Origin of the sequence: Paraburkholderia sp. GAS199 (assembly GCF_050436585.1) — a bacterium.
Taxonomy (GTDB): Bacteria; Pseudomonadota; Gammaproteobacteria; order Burkholderiales; family Burkholderiaceae; genus Paraburkholderia.
Genome location: NZ_JBNDMM010000002.1, coordinates 885,789 through 903,624, shown reverse-complemented (window position 1 = coordinate 903,624; position 17,836 = coordinate 885,789). Strand labels below are relative to the sequence as shown.

Below are 17,836 nucleotides of genomic sequence, written 5' to 3'. Positions count from 1 at the left end.
GCAATGCATGAAAAAAGCTTGACCGAACTGCGCGCCGCGCTGGCAGCCAAAGAGTGTTCCGCCGTCGAACTGGCGCAGCTGTATCTGAAGCGGATCGAAGCGGCGAACAGCCTGAACGCCTTCATCCAGGTCGACGCCGACCTGACGCTCGAGCAGGCCAAAGCCGCCGACGCGCTGCTGCACACCGGCCACGCCGGTCCGCTGGTCGGCCTGCCGATCGCGCACAAAGACGTGTTCGTGACGAAGGGCTGGCGCTCCACCGCCGGCTCGAAGATGTTGTCGAACTACGCGAGCCCGTTCGACGCCACCGTGGTCGCGCGTCTGCAGAACGCCGGCATGGTCTGCGTGGGCAAGACCAACATGGACGAGTTCGCGATGGGCTCGTCGAACGAAAACTCGTACTTCGGCCCCGTGCAGAATCCGTGGGACGTCAAGGCCGTGCCGGGCGGTTCGTCGGGCGGCTCGGCCGCGGCCGTTGCCGCGCGTCTCGCACCTGCCGCCACCGGCACCGACACCGGCGGCTCGATCCGTCAGCCGGCCTCGTTCTCCGGCATTACGGGCATCAAGCCGACGTACGGCCGCGTTTCGCGTTACGGCATGATCGCGTTCGCGTCGTCGCTGGATCAGGGCGGTCCGATGGCACAGAACGCCGCTGATTGCGCCACGCTGCTCAACGCCATGGCCGGGTTCGACGAGCGCGATTCCACCAGCCTCACGCGCGAAGACGAAGACTTCACGCGCTACATCGGCAAGCCGTGGAAGGAAGACGGCGCCGACAAGCCGCTGGCCGGCCTGCGCATCGGTTTGCCCAAAGAGTATTTCGGCGAAGGCCTCGCGGCAGACGTGCGCGCCTCGATCGACGCCGCGCTGAAGCAATACGAAGCGCTCGGCGCCACGCTCGTCGACGTCTCGCTGCCGAAAACCGAACTGTCGATCCCCGTGTATTACGTGATCGCGCCGGCGGAGGCTTCGTCCAACCTGTCGCGTTTCGACGGCGTGCGCTTCGGTCATCGCGCCGCGGAATATCGCGATCTGCTCGACATGTACAAGAAGTCGCGCGCAGAAGGCTTCGGCCCGGAAGTAAAGCGTCGCATTCTGGTGGGCGCCTACGTGCTGTCGCACGGCTACTACGACGCGTACTACCTGCAAGCGCAGAAAATTCGCCGCATCATCGCGCAAGATTTCCAGGAAGCGTTCAAGCAGTGCGACGTGATCATGGGACCGGTCGCGCCGTCGGTGGCATGGGATCTCGGCGCAAAGGGCGACGATCCGATGCAGATGTATCTGGCCGACATCTACACGCTGTCGGTGAGCCTCGCCGGTCTGCCTGGCATGAGCGTGCCTTGCGGCTTCGGCGCGGGCGCGAATGCGCGGCGTCCGGTGGGTCTGCAGATCATCGGCAACTATTTCAATGAAGCCCGGATGCTGCAAGTGGCCGACGCCTTCCAGCGTGCGACCGACTGGCACCGCAAAGCACCGGCAGGAGTGTGAGCACCATGACCAAGCAATGGGAAGTCGTGATCGGTCTGGAGACCCACGCGCAACTGTCGACGAAATCGAAGATCTTCTCGGGTGCTGCCACGCAGTTCGGCGCTGCGCCGAACACGCAGGCGTGTCCCGTCGATCTCGCATTGCCGGGCACGCTGCCGGTGATGAACCGCGGCGCGGTCGAGCGCGCCATCGAGTTCGGTCTGGCGATCGGCGCAACGGTGGCGCCGCGCAGCATCTTCGCACGCAAGAACTACTTTTATCCCGATCTGCCGAAGGGCTATCAGATCAGCCAGTACGAGATTCCCGTCGTACAAGGCGGTCAGGTGAAGATTCAGGTGCCGGCTAACGAAAAAGCCGGCAAGGAAGCGTACGAGAAGGTCGTCAACCTCACGCGCGCTCACCTCGAGGAAGACGCGGGCAAGTCGCTGCACGAAGACTTCGCGGGCATGACGGGCATCGACCTGAATCGCGCCGGCACGCCGCTGCTCGAAATCGTCACCGAGCCGGAAATGCGCAGCGCGGCCGAAGCGGTGGCTTATGCCAAGACGCTGCACACGCTCGTCACCTGGCTCGGCATCTGCGACGGCAACATGCAGGAAGGTTCGTTCCGTTGCGACGCGAACGTGTCGGTGCGTCCGGTGGGTCAGGCGGAATTCGGCACGCGTGCCGAGATCAAGAACCTGAACTCGTTCCGCTTCCTCGAAGAAGCGATCCAGTACGAAGTGCGCCGTCAGATCGAGCTGATCGAAGACGGCGGCACCGTGGTGCAGGAAACGCGTCTGTACGATCCGGACAAGCGCGAAACGCGTTCCATGCGCAGCAAGGAAGACGCGCACGACTACCGCTATTTCCCAGATCCCGATCTGATGCCGCTGGTGATCGACGCGGCGTGGGTCGAGCGTGTCAAGAGCGAGATGCCCGAACTGCCTGAAGCCATTCAGCAGCGCTTCGTGTCGCAATACGGTCTGACGCCGTACGACGCCAACGTGCTGACGTCGAGCAAAGCCATGGCGGCGTATTACGAAGCCGTGGTAGTGAAGGTCGGTCCGGCGCAGGCGAAGGTCGCGGCGAACTGGCTGATGGGCGAAGTGTCGTCGCAACTGAACCGCGAAAACCTGGATTTCGCCGATAGTCCGGTGTCGTCCGCGCAACTCGCTTTGCTGCTGCAACGCATCGCCGACGGCACGATCTCGAACAAGATCGCCAAGGAAATTTTCCTCGCTATCTGGGAAGAGAAGGCCACCGACGAAGCCGCCGCCGATCGCATCATCGAGGCGAAGGGCTTGAAGCAGATCTCGGACACCGGCGCGCTGGAAGCGATCATCGACGAGGTGCTCGCCGCGAACCAGAAGTCGGTCGAGGAATTCCGCGCCGGCAAGGAAAAGGCGTTCAATGCGCTGATCGGTCAGGCCATGAAGGCAACCAAGGGCAAGGCCAATCCGGCGCAGGTGAACGATCTGTTGAAGAAAAAGCTGTCGTGATTCGAAGCTGAAACGAAGCAGTACGGTCGAGGCGCATGCTTCGACCATCGCGGGCTGTTGCCGGAAACGAAAGTAGGGCAACGGCCCGTTTTATTTGTGGGTCCGTTCAAACGCAGATCACGGAGGGTATGAATGGCGAAGCAACCCGAACTCGACGATTTCCGTGTGCCGTATTTCGTCGAGGGGAAGAAAAACGATAAATTCGCGCTCGAGCAGTTCGACCCGTCCGCGAAGCCTTTTTCGACTGGCGCGAAAGACACCGATCGCGAGCGCTTGTCGGAGATCGGTGCGAAGCTCGATACGCTGCAGGAATGTCTGCATGCGCAGCGCAAACGTCGCGTGTTGCTCGTGCTGCAAGGTATGGATACGAGCGGCAAGGACGGCACGATCCGCGCGGTGTTTCACGAAGTCGATCCGCTCGGCTTGCGCATCGTGCCATTCAAGGCGCCCACGCCCGTCGAACTCGCGCACGACTTTCTCTGGCGGGTTCATTCGCAGACACCGGCTGCCGGCGAGCTGACCATTTTCAACCGCAGCCACTATGAAGACCTGCTGGTGCCGACCGTGCTCGGCGAACTGAATGCGTCGGAGTTCGAACTACGTTGCACGCACATTCGTGAGTTCGAGAAGCTGCTGGCCGACAGCGGCACCGCCATCGTCAAATGCATGTTGCACATCTCGAAGGACGAGCAGCGCAAGCGCCTGCAGGCGCGCATCGACGACCCGACCAAGCACTGGAAATTCGACGTCGCCGATCTCGACGCGCGCAAGCAATGGGACAAGTATCAGGCGGCGTATCAGGACGCGCTGGCCGTCACGTCCACCGAATACGCGCCGTGGTACGTGATTCCGGCCGATTCGAAAACGCATCGCAATGTGATGGTGGCCGAATTGCTGCTGCGCACGTTCGAGGCGTTAAAGCTCGAATATCCGCCGGCCAAGGAATCGCTGAAGGGCGTCAAGGTCGAGTGAGCGGTCAATAAAATCTCGCCGGTTGCCCTTTGCTCCGGCAAACGAATCGACATAAAAGGAACGACATGTTGCGTGTGATTACCGCCAACCTGAACGGCATCCGTTCAGCGGCGAAGAAGGGTTTTTTCGACTGGTTCGGCGAGCAGAAGGCCGACGTATTGTGCGTGCAGGAAATCAAATGCTCGCAAGACGACATGACGCCGGAATTCATGGCGCCGCACAATTTCACCGGCTATTTCCAGCATGCGGTGAAAAAAGGCTATAGCGGTGCGGGCGTTTATACGCGCCACGAACCGGATGAAGTCATCATCGGTTTCGGCAGCGAGGAATTCGACGCGGAAGGGCGATACGTCGAGTTGCGTTTCGGCAAACTCTCGGTGATTTCGGTATACGTGCCGTCGGGTTCGAGCGGCGAAGAGCGTCAACAGGCCAAGTACCGCTTCATGGACGAGTTCATGCCGCACCTGGCCGAGCTTGCCAAAGAGCGCGAAGTGATCGTGTGCGGCGACGTGAACATCGTCCACAAGGAAATCGACATCAAGAACTGGAAGAGCAACCAGAAGAATTCGGGCTGCTTGCCGGAAGAGCGTGCGTGGCTGACCAAGCTGTTCGACGAAGTCGGTTACGTCGACGTGTTCCGCACGCTGGATCAGCGTCCCGAGCAATACACGTGGTGGAGCAATCGCGGTCAGGCGTATGCGAAGAACGTTGGGTGGCGGATCGATTATCAGATCGCGACGGCAGGTATTGCGGCGAAGGCGAAACGCACCGACGTTTTCCGCGACATCAAGTTCAGCGACCATGCGCCGCTGACGGTCGACTACGATCACAAGGTGAAGAAGTAAAGCGCGTCGGGTGAGGCTTAGCGAGCCTGCAAGCGCAGGTTAGCTGAAGTTATCACTCGCGAATCGACTGGCGACGCGGGCGACCAATGCCCGCGTAGTCCGGCAATGCATCTACGGTCTTGCCGATTGCCTTGGCGTAGAGCGGCAACATATCCGGCAGGCGCTTGATGATGTCCTGGCGGCGCGCGGGCGTGTACGGATGCACGTAGATGAAGCCCCGGTCACGATCGCTGCGCGTGAGTGCCGCCAGCTTGTCCCACAGCGTCACCGCCGCGCGCGGATCGAATCCGGCACGCGAAGCGACGTCGCTGCCAATCACGTCGGCTTCGGTTTCGTCCGTGTTCTCGTACTTCATTTCCAGCAGGCGCGAGCCGATGCCGAGCGGCGCCATGCCGAGATCGGCGAGTCCGAATAGCTGCGGAATCGTGCCGGACGAGTCGAGCTGGCTCGACTGAAGTTCGCCGAGACGCTCGCGCGCGTGTTCGCGCAGAGCGTGCGCGATTTCGTGGCCGATCAACACGCCGAGTTCGTTGTCGTTCAGATGCGCGCGGTCGAGCAAGCCGCCGTACACGACGATCTTGCCGCCCGGCAGACAGTACATGCGGATATCGGTCGAACGCACCACCGCCACGTCCCACTTCCAGTTTTTCGCGCGCTCGTTCCACTTCAGCGAATAGGGAATCAGCTTGTCGACGATCGAGCGTACGCGCGTGACGTGAGCGTCCGTGTCGCCATAGAGACGGTTTGCGTGTTCGGCGCCGTACGCGATCTGATTGAACTCTTCGGCCGCCTGAGCCTCGAGCACCGGCGACGGAATCAGGTTGCGAAACACCAGATAGCCGCCGAAACGCAGCTGTGAATTGGGACTGTACGAGGACGCGGGCGCACTCGCTCCAGCGGCGGACGGCGTCGAGGTGGCCGCGGGCGTTCTCGCCGTGACCGGCGCTGGCGGCGGGGTATTCGGTGCAGGCGCGGCGGAGGTCGACGACGGCGGCACGGCGGCCGCAGGTGCGCTGCCGGCGTTCGCGCCGCTGGTGGCCGACGTCGCGGCGTCGGGGTTTGCCGTGGCCGGTTTGGCGGACGACGTTGCAGGCGCCGAAGTCGGCGACGTGGCCGTGTTGGCAGCGGCTGCCGGCATGGCGGTCGCGCGGGCATCGAGCGGCGCCGCGAGCGTCAGACTCGCGCTCGCGATGGCCCAGATGGCGAACGCGGTCGCGCGGGCCGTCGTGAGCGAACCGGCCGCGGTTGAATGCTTGCGCGCGACGCGCTCCGGCAGATGCCTCGTCACGACCGGACCCTCCACGGCGCGATGCGCAACAGCAGCAGCATGCCGGGCAACGCCAACGCGGTGCACACGATGAAGTAGTCGAACCAGCCGATCTGCGCGACCACATACCCGCTCGCCGCCGACGCCAGCGTGCGCGGCACCGACGCGAGACTCGTAAATAGCGCGAACTGGGTGGCCGTGTAGCGCGGATCGGTGGTGCTGGCGATGTACGCGGTGAACGCCGCCATGGTCAGCCCGGTGGCGAAGGTCTCGAAGCCGTAGACGAGCGCCAGCGCGACCGAGCGCGGTTCGAGCTGCACGGCCCAGTCGATGCCGACAGTGGCCAGCAGCTTCGTCGTGCCCTGGCTCAGGCCGACGGCGATGTCGTAGATGGCCGTCAAACCGGGCGACGCCGGACCGAGATGCGCCAGCCACGCGAAGCCTAGCGTGGACACCATCTGCAGGATGCCGAAGATCCACAGGCCGCGGCCGATGCCGATTTTCATCAGCCAGATGCCGCCCACGATGCCGCCCGCGAGACTCGCGCCGAACGCGGTGGTCTTTGCGATCACGCCGATCTGGGTGCGCGAGAAACCGATGTCGAGGAAGAACGACGTCGATAGCGTCGTGGCCATCGTATCGCCGAGCTTGTAGAGGAAGATGAAGCCGAGCACGAACAGCGCACCGCGCCAGCCATCGCGCTCTAGGAACTCGCGGAACGGCAGCACGATCGCGTCACGCAGATTTTTCGGCGGCGTGCCGTGCACTTCGGGTTCGCGCACGACCAGCGTCATGATCATGCCGGGCAACATGAACGCAGCGGTCACGATGAACACCGTGGACCAGGGCAAATGGTCGGACAGAATCAGTGCCAGCGAACCCGGCACCAATGCGGCGATTTTGTAAGCGTTCACATGGACCGCGTTACCGAGACCTTGCTGCGAGTCGCTCAGCAATTCACGACGATAGGCGTCGATTACGATGTCCTGGCTCGCGCCGAAGAACGCGACGAGCGCCGTGAGCGCCGCAACCGTCCAGATCGACTCTTTCGGCGAGACGAGCCCGAGCGTGCCGATCGCGCCGGCGACGAGAATCTGCGTGACCAGCATCCAGCCGCGCCGTCGGCCCGGACGCCAGCCGGGGAAACGCGGCACGTAGCGGTCCATCAGCGGCGCCCAGACGAATTTCCACGTGTACGGGAACTGGATCAGCGCGAACAGGCCGATTTCCTTCAGATTCACGCCTTCTGAGCGTAGCCATGCCTGCACCAGATAGACGAGCGTGAACAGCGGCAATCCCGACGTAAAGCCGAGAAAGACGCAGATCAGCATGCGCGTATTCAGGAACGCGCGCCAGCCGGGATGTTCTTCGTGAGCGGTAAGTGCAGGCGCCTCGTGCGGCGGGTTCGACATGTGGATAAGTGGCGTTAGCTTTTCTTGACGCGATAGACCGCAAGACTACCACGCCAGTTCACGCCCCATCGCACCACCTGGCCGTCGTGCAGCACCACGCGGTCGAGAATTTCGATGCCGACTTCCGGCGCAAGCGCCTCGAAGTCCTCGATGGTCAGCACACGCACGTTCGGCGTGTTGTGCCACTGATAAGGCAGCGATTTCGACACCGGCATGCGGCCCTGCAACACCGACAGCCGGTGCGCCCAGTAGCCGAAGTTCGGGAACGACACGATGCATTCTTTGCCCACCCGTACGGTTTCACGCAGGATCGCGGCCGTCTGATGAATGGTTTGCAGGGTCTGCGAGAGGATCGCGAAGTCGAAACTGCCGTCTTCGAACAGACGTAGCCCGTCTTCCAGATTCTGCTGGATGACGTTGACGCCGTTCTGCGTCGAAGCCAGCACGCCCGCGTCGTTGATTTCGATGCCGTAGCCTTGCACTTCGAGCTCTTCGGTCAGCAGCGACAGCAACGAGCCGTCGCCGCAACCGAGATCGAGCACGGTCGCGCGCGGCTCGACCCAGCGCGCAATCGCGCGAAAGTCCGGGCGCAGCGCCAGATAGTCCAGTGCGCGCTGGTTCATGCGTTCACCTCGTTGGCAATTCGTTCGTAATAGGCGCGCATCAGGTTGTGATAGCGCGCGTCGTCGAGCAGGAAGGCGTCGTGACCGTGCGGCGCGTCGATTTCCGCGTAGGTGACGGTGCGCTTGTGGTCGAGCAGCGCCTTCACCAGTTCGCGCGAGCGGGCCGGCGCGAACCGCCAGTCGGTCGTGAAGCTGGCAATCAGATATTTCGCCGTGGTGTGGGCGACGGCGGCGGTCAGATCGCCTTCGAACGCTTTGGCCGGGTCGAAATAATCGAGCGCGCGGGTAATCAGCAGATACGTGTTCGCGTCGAAGTAATCGGCGAATTTGTCGCCTTGATAGCGCAGATACGACTCCACTTCGAACTCGACATCGAAATTGAAGTTGTATGCGTCGAGTGCGCCTTCGGCACGGCGCAGCGAACGGCCGAATTTCTCGGCCATGTCGTCGTCCGACAGATACGTGATGTGGCCGATCATGCGCGCCACGCGCAAGCCGCGTTTCGGCTTCACGTCGTGCGCGTAGTAATCGCCGCCGTGGAAGTCGGGGTCCGAGAGGATCGCCGAGCGCGCCACTTCGTTGAACGCAATATTTTGCGCCGACAGCTTCGGCGTGGACGCCACCACGATGCAATGCGCGACGCGCTCGGGATACATCATGCTCCACGCGAGCGCCTGCATGCCGCCGAGGCTGCCGCCCATCACCGCGGCGAAGCGAGTGATGCCGAACTCGTCGGCGACGCGCGCCTGGGCGTTCACCCAGTCTTCGACCGTGACCACCGGGAACGACGCGCCGTACGGCTTGCCGGTGGCGGGATCGATGCTCATCGGTCCGGTGGATCCGAAGCACGAACCCAGATTGTTCACGCCGATCACGAAGAACCTGTCGGTGTCGAGCGGCTTGCCGGGGCCGACCATGTTGTCCCACCAGCCGATGTCTTTGGGATTGTCCGCGTAGACGCCCGCGACGTGGTGCGACGCATTGAGCGCGTGACAAACCAGCACCGCGTTACTGCGCGCGGCGTTGAGTGTGCCGTAGGTTTCGATCATCAGATCGTAACCAGCGAGCGAGCTGCCGTTCTGCAAGCGAAGCGGCTCGCTGAAATGCATTTTTTGGGGAGCGACGATACCGATCGATTCCATTCATTCCGCCATTTGACAAAAACAGGGCGGCTAGGATGGCGTCGGCGAAGCACGGAGGAGAGACGATGTGCGCGGCTGACGACCTCTTTAGCCGCATTTGTAGTGAACCTCCGGGAGACATTCCCAGTGGCTCGCGCGCCCGCAATCGAGTCAGCAAATCGGCGCGTGTTGTGTTCAGGTGCTTGAGACCGCGTTTTCACATAAGCGATGCACCGCAGTCAGGCGCAAAGTATAGCGGAAAATTTTCTGCGGCAGCGTCGAGCGCGACCGGCGCGACGCCACGATTGCCACGTGGACTACTGAAGAATCAGCAACAGCTGGGCGTCGGCATGTTCGGCGGGCGGCCGGGCGAAGCCGCTGCGCACGTAGCGGTGCCAGCGTCCGATGATGTAGCTCAACAACAGACTCGCGCGCACGGCGGGATCGTAGCCGGCAGGCAGCGGCACGGCGGTTCGGGCGGCGGTTTCGGTATTCGCCGACGTGGGCGCATTGGCTTCCGTCTGTGCGAGGCGCAAGCATTGTTTCAGCGACGCCTCGACGCGTTCGAGCATCTGATTGACGCGCTCGGTCAGCCGTTCGTGTTCGCCGACCAGCGCTTCGCAGGTCAACACGCGCGTCATGCCCGGATTCTTCGCGGGAAAGTTGAGGAGCATCAGGGCGATGGCGCGCGCCTGCAGCACACCGTTGCTTTCCTTGTCGGCGATCTGGTTGATGAGTCCGAAGATGGTCTGTTCGATGAACTCGATGAGACCTTCGAACATTTGCGCCTTGCTGGCGAAGTGGCGATATAACGCGGCTTCGGAAACGCCGAGCCGGGCAGCGAGCGCCGCCGTGGTGATCTTCTCGGTCTTGGGCACTTCGAGCATCGCGGCCAGCGTTTGCAGGATGTGCACGCGGCGCTCGCCCGGCTTCAGGCGCGCGGCGCGTTGGGCAGCGGGCGGCGCGGGTTCGCGTTGCTCAGGCTCGCCTGCGCCTGCGCCTGCCTGTGCGTGCTCGTGTTCGCTTTCATGGGTACTCAAGGCTTCGTCAGGCTTGTCGATCGGCATGGCTGTCGTCCCGTCTGCTGTCCCTTCAATCGAACCGAGCGGGTGCCCAGTCGTAGCGATTTTAACGAACGAATGCTCTGGTCGACATAGTGCGGACGGCCAGTGCCCGGCAAACGCGTCGGAATGCCGTCCGCATGCGGCTTGCGCGGCAGATGCCCGGTGATCCACACGGTGCGGATGCCGAGCCGCCGGTAGTTTTTCAGATGCGAGCGCGTGTCTTCGACGAGGATGGCGTCCTTGAGCGACACGTGCGCGTCACGCATGGCCTTGCGCAGCATCGAGTGGTCCGGCTTGGCGCGCCAGAAGCGCCGGTCGCGCATATGTTCGATGGCGATCACCTGTTCGAACAGCCGCTCGATGCGCAATTCCCGGAGCACGGCGCGCGCGTAGGCTTCGGGCGCGTTGGTCAGCACGATCTTGCGCCCTGGCAGCGCGGCGACGAGGCGCGCCACGCCGCGTTCGTGGCGGATCATCGAACCGAGGTCGGGGAACGTGTGCACGACCTTTAGGAAGTCGTTCGCGTCTAGCGGATGATGGCGCGTCAGCCCAAGAAGCGCTGCGCCGTAGCGCTGCGTGTAACCGGTGCGCAGACGGTTGGCTTCGTCGACGTCCACGCCGAGCGCATCGACGATGTACTGCGTCATGCCTTTGTTGATGGCCGGGAAGATCGCGTGGGACGCGTGGTGCAGCGTGTTGTCGAGATCGAATAGCCAGACGGGACTGCCACCTGCGATGTGCGGACGACGGCGTCGGGAAGTGGGAGTGCGCATGATCGAAGCGCCGTTCAGGCGCGAGCGGTCGCATCACGCGGCGGATTTGCCGCGCGGCTGGTGGTGGGGGAGCAAACTGGGAATGTTGAAGCTGGCGGTGGAGTGGCCATTCGACGCCGTAGTGCGGCGTGGCGCGTTCCGCCGGATGCCGCCGGGACCGAGGCAGCCATGACGCCGCGGGTTGTGCCGGCAGCGTAGCCGGTGCCGCACGGCACACGAGGCACGCCGTGGCGGCGTACCGTGTGTGCCGGGTGACGGGCTCGAATCAATGCGAGCGGATCATCGTGCCGAACGGTTGTTCGGTGAGAATTTCCAGCAGCACCGAGTGTTCGATGCGGCCGTCGATGATGTGGACCGAGCGCACGCCGCTCTTCGCCGCGTCGAGCGCCGAGGAGATTTTCGGCAGCATGCCGCCGGAAATCGTGCCGTCTGCGAACAGACCGTCGATTTCGCGCGCCGACAGATCGGTGAGCAGATTGCCTTCCTTGTCCATCACGCCAGGAATGTTGGTCATCATCACGAGCTTTTCGGCGTTCAGCACGACCGCCAGCTTGCCCGCGACCAGATCCGCGTTGATGTTGTACGACAGACCGTCTTCGCCGAAGCCGATCGGCGAGATCACCGGAATGAACGCGTCGTCCTGCAACGCTTTCACGACCGCCGGGTTGATCGCCTCGACCTCGCCGACCTGACCGATGTCGACGTACTGGCCGGGATTGTCGCGATCCGGCATCAGCATCTTGCGTGCGTGGATCAGGCCGCCGTCTTTACCCGTCAGACCGACCGCATGGCCGCCGAAGTGGTTGATCAGCGTGACGATGTCCTGCTGCACTTCGCCGCCGAGCACCCATTCGACGACTTCCATCGTCTCTTCGTCGGTGACGCGCATGCCTTGAATGAACGTGCCTTGCTTGCCGATTTTCTTCAGCGCCTGGTCGATTTGCGGACCGCCGCCGTGCACGATGACCGGATTGATGCCCACGAGCTTCAGCAGGATCACGTCGCGCGCGAAGCCCTGCTTCAGGCGCTCTTCGGTCATGGCGTTGCCGCCGTATTTGATGACCACGGTCTTACCGTGATATTGACGGATGTAGGGCAGCGCCTCGGCCAGGATTTCAGCCTTCAGGGTGGGCGCGATCTGCGAAAGGTCGGGAAGCTCGGACATGGCGGCAGGCTCAGGCACGGAACAGTTAAAACAGGGCGAATTGTACAGGACTGGCGCGGCGCAACAGGGTTTTCCATACCGGCCCCGGCGACGGGCGACACGTGGATTGCGCAATGCGCAATCGCAGGTGGGCGAAGACTGCTGAGGGGCAAGCGTACCGCTATTCCGTGTCAGCCGGAATAGGCCGGATGGCCGACTCACCGTGCGCCGCCAGACGTGGCATCATCTTTGGAAATGTCTGAAGCGAGACAGCTTGTCACGTCATGAAACCGTCATCTCCCGATCCTGCAAGCGCACGCTGTCCGCGCTGCGGCAATGCGTTCGACTGCGGCATGCACGCGCAACCGTTCGAATGCTGGTGTAGCGCGCTGCCGCCCTTGCCGGCCGACCGGCTCGAACCGGGCGGCCGCTGTCTGTGTCCGGAGTGCCTGGCGGCGGAGATCGCGCGGGCTGCGCAAGAAGGGCCGGGCGCGGCCGATGCGGGTTAAGACCCGCGCGGGAGACGTTACGTCGCGCCGTGCTGGGCCGCGAGTTGGCGCAGGTCATGCGCAACGGCTTCCAGCGCGTTGTCCCAGTGGCCAAAGTGCGATTGCCGGTAGAGCCTGGCCGTTGGATACCACGGCGAATCCTGTCGGCCGAGCAGCCAGACCCAATGCGGATTGGTGTCGAGCAGCACCCACGTGCGTTGCCCGAGCGCGCCGCTCAGGTGCGACACCGACGTGCAAACCGTAATGACGAGGTCGAGTGCGTCGACGAACGCGGCCGTGTCGTCGAAAGTGGCAAATTCTCCGGTGTAGTCGAGCATGGCGAGGTCGGCCTGGCGAGCCGCCGAGACGTCGGCAGAAGCGCCCGGTTGCAGCGAATAGAACGCCACGTTTTGCATACCGCCGAGATATTCGGCATAGCGTTCCCATCCCACGCGCCGGAAGCGGTTGCGCTGATGGCCGGGACTGCCGGTCCAGACCAGCCCCACTTTGAGCCGGGTTTCGGCGGCGAGCCTGGTTCGCCATGCCGCGCTGGCGGCGGTGTCAGCGTGGAGATAAGGCGAACCGGTGGGAATAGTTTGCTCATGCGTGCCGAACACGAGCGGCAGACTCAGTAGCGGAATTTCGTAGTCGAAGGGCGGCAGGGATTCGACACCGCCGCCCGCCGTGTATTGATCCACACACTTGCTCACGCTGCGAACCAGCAACGCGCCCATCTGCGGAAACGAATTCCAGACGAGGCGCCCGCCCTCGCGGTGAACGCGCTCCGCCAGCAAGGGAATGTACCGGCTGAATTGCAGCACATCGCCCATGCCCTGTTCGCCCCACACGAGCAGCGTCTTGCCGGATAGCGGCTCGCCGCGCCAGATTGGCGCCGGCATGGCGGGTCGATTGCCGCCCAACTCGATCGATCCATCCCAGCGCGCTTCGTGAGCCGGCCATCCACGCGCGTAGTCGCCCCGCAGGAGTTGCAGCATGCCCAGATTCGAGCGCATGGTGGCGTCGTTGGGGGCCAGCTCGCAGGCGGCTTCCGCGTGATGTTGCGCGTCGTCCCAGCGTTGCGCTTCACGCAGCGCCAGCGCATAGTTGTTATGGGCCAAGGCACTGAGCGGCGCGTATTTCACCGCTTGCGCGCCGGCTTCGAGTGCGTGCGGCAGCTTCATGCTCATGCGATAGGCGTGAGTCAGATTGATCCACGCGTCACCCTCGGCCGGGTTCGTTGCGAGCGATCCTTCCAGCAGCCCGATCGTTTCACTCAGGTCGCCGCCGGTTAGCGTCAATGCTCCGGCGAGGTTGTTGCGGAGTTGCGGGAGTTGCGGATTCAGAGCCAGCGCGCGACGATAGGCCGCGATTGCGTCGACATGCCGGTTCGCCATCTGCAACGCGTAGCCGAGACGGAAATGCGCCACGGCGTTGTCAGTTTGCAGTTGGGCAATAATGGCGGCGAGTTCGATCGCTTCGCCGTGTCGATGCTGCTGAAAGAGCTGTGCGCTCAGCGCGGCGAGCGTGGGTTCGTCGAGCGGATAAAGTCGTGCAGCCATGTCGAGCCAATTGGAACGGGCTTCGATATTGCCGTCGTGATCGGCCGCGGCGGCATGCCGCAGAAAGCTCAGGAAAGCTGATGAAGCAGGTTCGGAATCGGTGGGTCTGGACGGCATTTGCGTGAGGGGAAGGGGAGAGGCGATCGATGCGCCGGCGTTGGGCGAATGCTCCGTGCAGCGCTGTCGCAAAATTGCATGGTATCGGCGTGACAGCACGAAGGCTGTCGGACAACTCCGAACAGGTAGACTGATGTGATGCACCGTATAACCAACACCGGCCGGGTCAATCTCGGTCATCTGTTCTGGCTGCGCAGCCTCGCGATCATCGGCCAACTGGTGACGATCGCCGTCGTGCAGATTTTCATCGGCGTGCATTTGCCGCTGCCCGCCATGCTGCTGGTGATCTCGCTCGAAGTCATCTTCAATGGCCTGACCTGGTGGCGCGTTTCGCAGCAGCGGCCCGAGTCCAATCTCGAACTGTTCGGCCAGATCTGGGTCGACCTCGGCGCGCTGTCCGCGCTGCTATTTCTATCCGGCGGCACCACCAATCCCTTCGTCTCGCTTTACTTGCCCTCGCTTGCGATTGCCGCCGCGGTTTTGCCGTGGCAATTGATGGCCTGGCTCGCCGCGTTCGCCGTGGCCTGCTACGCGGTGCTCGGTTTCGATTCCGTGCCGCTGAATCTGGACAATCCGGCTAACCTGTTCGACTACTATCGCGCCGGCATGTGGGTGAACTTCATGGTGAGCGTGGGCCTGATTGCGTGGTTCGTCGCGCGCATGTCTCGCGCCCTGCGGCTACGTGACGCAGCGCTCGGAGACGCGCAGCAGCGCTTGCTGCACGACGAACGCGCGGTCGCGCTGGGGGTGCAGGCGGCCACGGTGGCACACGAAATCGGTACGCCGCTGTCTACAATCGCGATGTTGTCCGAGGAGTTGCGCGACGCCGCGCGCTCGGACGCCGGTCTTGCGCCGTATAGCGCCGACCTCGAACTGCTCGAACAGCAAATGACCTTGTGTACCTCGGCGCTTGCACGACTGCGCAGCCGGGCGTCGACGGCGACGAGCCGGCAGCCGGTCGGCGAGTGGCTCGATTCGTTTGCCGAGCAATGGCGTTTGCGTCATCCGCATGTGAAGTTCGAGCGGATCGACGTGCCGCCCGCGGACGTCAGTCTTGACGACACCGTGGCCGTCAGTCAGATTTTGACGATCCTGCTCGACAACGCAGCGCGCGCGAGCCGCGATCACGTCACGCTGGCGAGCAAGCTCACGTCGCGCGGCGACCAGATCGAGTTCGAGGTGTGCGACGCGGGTCCGGGCATTCCGGCTACGCTGCGCGGCTCGCTCGGCTCGATGCCGGTCGAGAGTACGCAAGGCGGACACGGCGTGGGTCTCTATCTGGCGTTCTCGGCGGCGGCGCGTCTGAAAGGTTCGATCGAGCTGACCGATGTGAGCGATATCAAGCCGCGTGGCACGCGCGCAGTGCTGAAGCTGCCGCTGGCGGCGCGCAAATTTACAGGCGTGGGCCGTCAGGGTGCTGCGCCTTCCAACACGGAGAAACAGGCATGAGCGACAAGAATTTTCTGGTGATCGACGACGATGAGGTGTTCTCCGGCATTCTCGCGCGCGGGTTGACGCGGCGCGGCTATACCGTGGCCGAGGCGCACAACGCGGACGAAGCGATCAAGCTGGCGAACCAGCAGAAATTCAGCGAGATCACGGTCGACCTGCATCTCGGCAACGACTCCGGCCTCACGCTGGTCGCGCCGTTGCGCGATCTTCAACCGGACGCGCGCATGCTCGTTCTGACCGGCTACGCGAGTATCGCCACCGCTGTGCAAGCCGTGAAAGACGGTGCCGACAACTACCTCGCAAAGCCGGCCAACGTCGAAACGATTTTGTCCGCATTGCAAAGCGAAGCGAGTGCGCTGCAGGCCGAAGAGGCAATCGAGCATCCCACGCCGCTGTCGGTCGCGCGTCTTGAATGGGAGCACATTCAACGCGTGCTCGCCGAACACGGTGGCAATATTTCAGCCACGGCGCGAGCGTTGAACATGCATCGGCGCACGCTGCAGCGCAAGCTGGCGAAGCGGCCGGTCAAGCAGTAAGCGGAGATTCGATTTGCCGGCCGCAATACGCGTGGCAGGCATGACGCGCATCGTGGGTGAGATAAAAACAAAACGGGCTGCCTCGTGAAAGGCAGCCCGTTTTTTACGTCTCGATCGTCACACGTGGCGTCTGAAAATCACAGCACGTAACGCGACAGATCCTCGTCTTCCGCGACTTCGTTCAACGCGCGATCCACATAATCTGCGTCGATCTGCACCGCTTTGCCCGAGTGGTTGCCCGCCGAAAAAGAGACTTCCTCGAGCAGTTTTTCGATCACCGTGTAAAGCCGGCGCGCACCGATGTTCTCGGTCTTCTCGTTGACCGAGAAGGCGATTTCCGCGAGTCGACGAATACCGTCGTCGGCAAATTCAAGGTGCACGTCTTCGGTGGCGAGCAGCGCCTGGTATTGCTTGACGAGGCTCGCGTCGGTGGAGACCAGAATCGATTCGAAGTCGTTCACCGACAGCGAATCCAGTTCGACGCGAATCGGGAAGCGGCCTTGCAGTTCCGGAATCAGGTCGCTCGGCTTCGCCAGATGAAACGCGCCGCTCGCGATGAACAGGATGTGGTCGGTTTTCACCATGCCGTACTTGGTGTTGATCGTGGTGCCTTCGACCAGCGGCAGCAGATCGCGCTGCACGCCCTGACGCGACACCTCGCCGCCGCCCGCTTCGGCGCGCGACGCGATCTTGTCGATTTCATCGAGGAACACGATGCCGTTCTGCTCGACGTTCTGCACCGCCTTGGTTTTCACCTCTTCGTCGTTGAGCATCTTGCCGGCTTCTTCGTCGGTGAGCACCTTGAGCGCTTCTTTCACCTTCAGCTTGCGGCGCGTCTTTTTGCCGCCGCCGATGTTGGCGAACATCGAGCGGATCTGCTCGGTCATGTCTTCCATGCCCGGAGGACCCATGATGTCCATACCGACTTGCGGTTGCTCGACGTCGAGTTCGATTTCCTTGTCGTCGAGCAGGCCTTCACGCAGGCGCTTGCGGAACGTCTGACGCGTGGCGCTGCCTTCGTCGGCGGTATCCGTTGCGCTCGAACTCGCGCCGAAGCCGACCGGACGCGCGCTCGGCAACAGGATGTCGAGAATGCGGTCTTCGGCCTGATCTTCTGCCTTGGTTCGCACTTTGCGCATCTCGGTTTCACGCGTCTGCTTGACCGAGATTTCGATCAGGTCACGCACGATGCTGTCGACGTCGCGGCCCACGTAACCGACTTCGGTGAACTTGGTGGCTTCGATCTTGATGAACGGCGCGTCTGCCAGCTTGGCCAGACGGCGCGCGATTTCGGTTTTACCGACACCAGTCGGTCCGATCATCAGAATGTTTTTCGGCGTGATTTCCTGACGCAGCGGCTCTTCGACCTGCTGACGGCGCCAGCGATTGCGCAGCGCCACCGCGACCGCTTTCTTCGCGCGGCCTTGGCCGATGATGTGTTTGTCGAGTTCCGAGACGATCTCGGCAGGGGTCATTGTGCTCATCGTGGGT

16 protein-coding genes are annotated in these 17,836 nt (G+C 62.9%); 7 read left to right on the top strand and 9 right to left on the bottom strand.

Going from position 1 to position 17,836, the window contains the following annotated elements:
• Positions 1–3 precede the first annotated feature (3 nt).
• From gatA to P3T18_RS10105, 4 genes are all read left to right on the top strand, one after another.
• A complete protein-coding gene (gene gatA, locus P3T18_RS10120) occupies positions 4–1,491 on the top strand; it encodes an Asp-tRNA(Asn)/Glu-tRNA(Gln) amidotransferase subunit GatA (protein ID WP_429299763.1) in 1,488 nt (495 codons plus the stop codon).
• A 5-nt stretch (positions 1,492–1,496) separates the two neighbouring features.
• Entirely contained in the window at positions 1,497–2,972 is a 1,476-nt protein-coding gene (gene gatB / locus P3T18_RS10115) for an Asp-tRNA(Asn)/Glu-tRNA(Gln) amidotransferase subunit GatB (RefSeq protein ID WP_429299762.1), read from the top strand.
• Positions 2,973–3,104: 132 nt separating this feature from the next.
• Positions 3,105–3,944: a PPK2 family polyphosphate kinase gene (locus P3T18_RS10110; protein WP_429299761.1), complete on the top strand. Its 840-nt coding sequence runs from the start codon at positions 3,105–3,107 to the stop codon at positions 3,942–3,944.
• A gap of 65 nt (positions 3,945–4,009) precedes the next feature.
• The gene (locus P3T18_RS10105) at positions 4,010–4,789 is read left to right on the top strand and encodes an exodeoxyribonuclease III (RefSeq protein ID WP_429299760.1); all 780 of its coding nucleotides are present in this window, start codon (positions 4,010–4,012) and stop codon (positions 4,787–4,789) included.
• A 52-nt stretch (positions 4,790–4,841) separates the two neighbouring features.
• On the opposite strand, the gene P3T18_RS10100 is transcribed toward P3T18_RS10105, so the two are convergent.
• From P3T18_RS10100 to argB, 7 genes are all read right to left on the bottom strand, one after another.
• A complete protein-coding gene (locus P3T18_RS10100; protein WP_429299759.1) occupies positions 4,842–6,077 on the bottom strand; it encodes a M48 family metallopeptidase in 1,236 nt (411 codons plus the stop codon).
• Positions 6,074–7,468, bottom strand: a complete 1,395-nt coding sequence (locus P3T18_RS10095; protein ID WP_429299758.1) for an AmpG family muropeptide MFS transporter — start codon at positions 7,466–7,468, stop codon at positions 6,074–6,076. The genes P3T18_RS10100 and P3T18_RS10095 overlap by 4 nt, the downstream gene beginning before the upstream one ends.
• A 14-nt stretch (positions 7,469–7,482) precedes the next feature.
• Entirely contained in the window at positions 7,483–8,091 is a 609-nt protein-coding gene (gene metW, locus P3T18_RS10090) for a methionine biosynthesis protein MetW (protein ID WP_168792234.1), read from the bottom strand.
• The gene (gene metX / locus P3T18_RS10085; protein ID WP_429299757.1) at positions 8,088–9,233 is read right to left on the bottom strand and encodes a homoserine O-succinyltransferase MetX; all 1,146 of its coding nucleotides are present in this window, start codon (positions 9,231–9,233) and stop codon (positions 8,088–8,090) included. Before metX ends, metW begins: the two co-directional genes overlap by 4 nt.
• 296 nt (positions 9,234–9,529) lie before the next feature.
• Entirely contained in the window at positions 9,530–10,279 is a 750-nt protein-coding gene (gene slmA / locus P3T18_RS10080) for a nucleoid occlusion factor SlmA (protein ID WP_429299756.1), read from the bottom strand.
• Entirely contained in the window at positions 10,249–11,049 is an 801-nt protein-coding gene (locus P3T18_RS10075) for a pyrimidine 5'-nucleotidase (RefSeq protein WP_429299755.1), read from the bottom strand. The genes slmA and P3T18_RS10075 overlap by 31 nt, the downstream gene beginning before the upstream one ends.
• Positions 11,050–11,314: 265 nt before the next feature.
• The gene (gene argB, locus P3T18_RS10070) at positions 11,315–12,214 is read right to left on the bottom strand and encodes an acetylglutamate kinase (RefSeq protein WP_007179687.1); all 900 of its coding nucleotides are present in this window, start codon (positions 12,212–12,214) and stop codon (positions 11,315–11,317) included.
• 263 nt (positions 12,215–12,477) lie between these two features.
• Between argB and P3T18_RS10065 the strand changes: the two genes are divergently transcribed.
• On the top strand, positions 12,478–12,702 hold the full coding sequence (locus tag P3T18_RS10065) for a cysteine-rich CWC family protein (RefSeq protein ID WP_429299754.1): 225 nt from the start codon (positions 12,478–12,480) through the stop codon (positions 12,700–12,702).
• A gap of 17 nt (positions 12,703–12,719) precedes the next feature.
• Here P3T18_RS10065 and P3T18_RS10060 read toward each other — a convergent pair whose 3' ends face one another.
• A complete protein-coding gene (locus tag P3T18_RS10060) occupies positions 12,720–14,357 on the bottom strand; it encodes a tetratricopeptide repeat protein (RefSeq protein ID WP_429299753.1) in 1,638 nt (545 codons plus the stop codon).
• Between the two features lie 138 nt (positions 14,358–14,495).
• Here P3T18_RS10060 and P3T18_RS10055 point away from each other — a divergent pair, with 138 nt between their 5' ends.
• Positions 14,496–15,806: an ATP-binding protein gene (locus tag P3T18_RS10055; protein WP_429300085.1), complete on the top strand. Its 1,311-nt coding sequence runs from the start codon at positions 14,496–14,498 to the stop codon at positions 15,804–15,806.
• Complete coding sequence (locus tag P3T18_RS10050) at positions 15,803–16,345, top strand: response regulator transcription factor (RefSeq protein WP_429299752.1); 543 nt, start codon at positions 15,803–15,805, stop codon at positions 16,343–16,345. Before P3T18_RS10055 ends, P3T18_RS10050 begins: the two co-directional genes overlap by 4 nt.
• Positions 16,346–16,482: 137 nt before the next feature.
• On the opposite strand, the gene hslU is transcribed toward P3T18_RS10050, so the two are convergent.
• Positions 16,483–17,829, bottom strand: coding sequence for an ATP-dependent protease ATPase subunit HslU (gene hslU / locus P3T18_RS10045; RefSeq protein WP_429299751.1), 1,347 nt, complete (start codon positions 17,827–17,829; stop codon positions 16,483–16,485).
• Positions 17,830–17,836 lie beyond the last annotated feature (7 nt).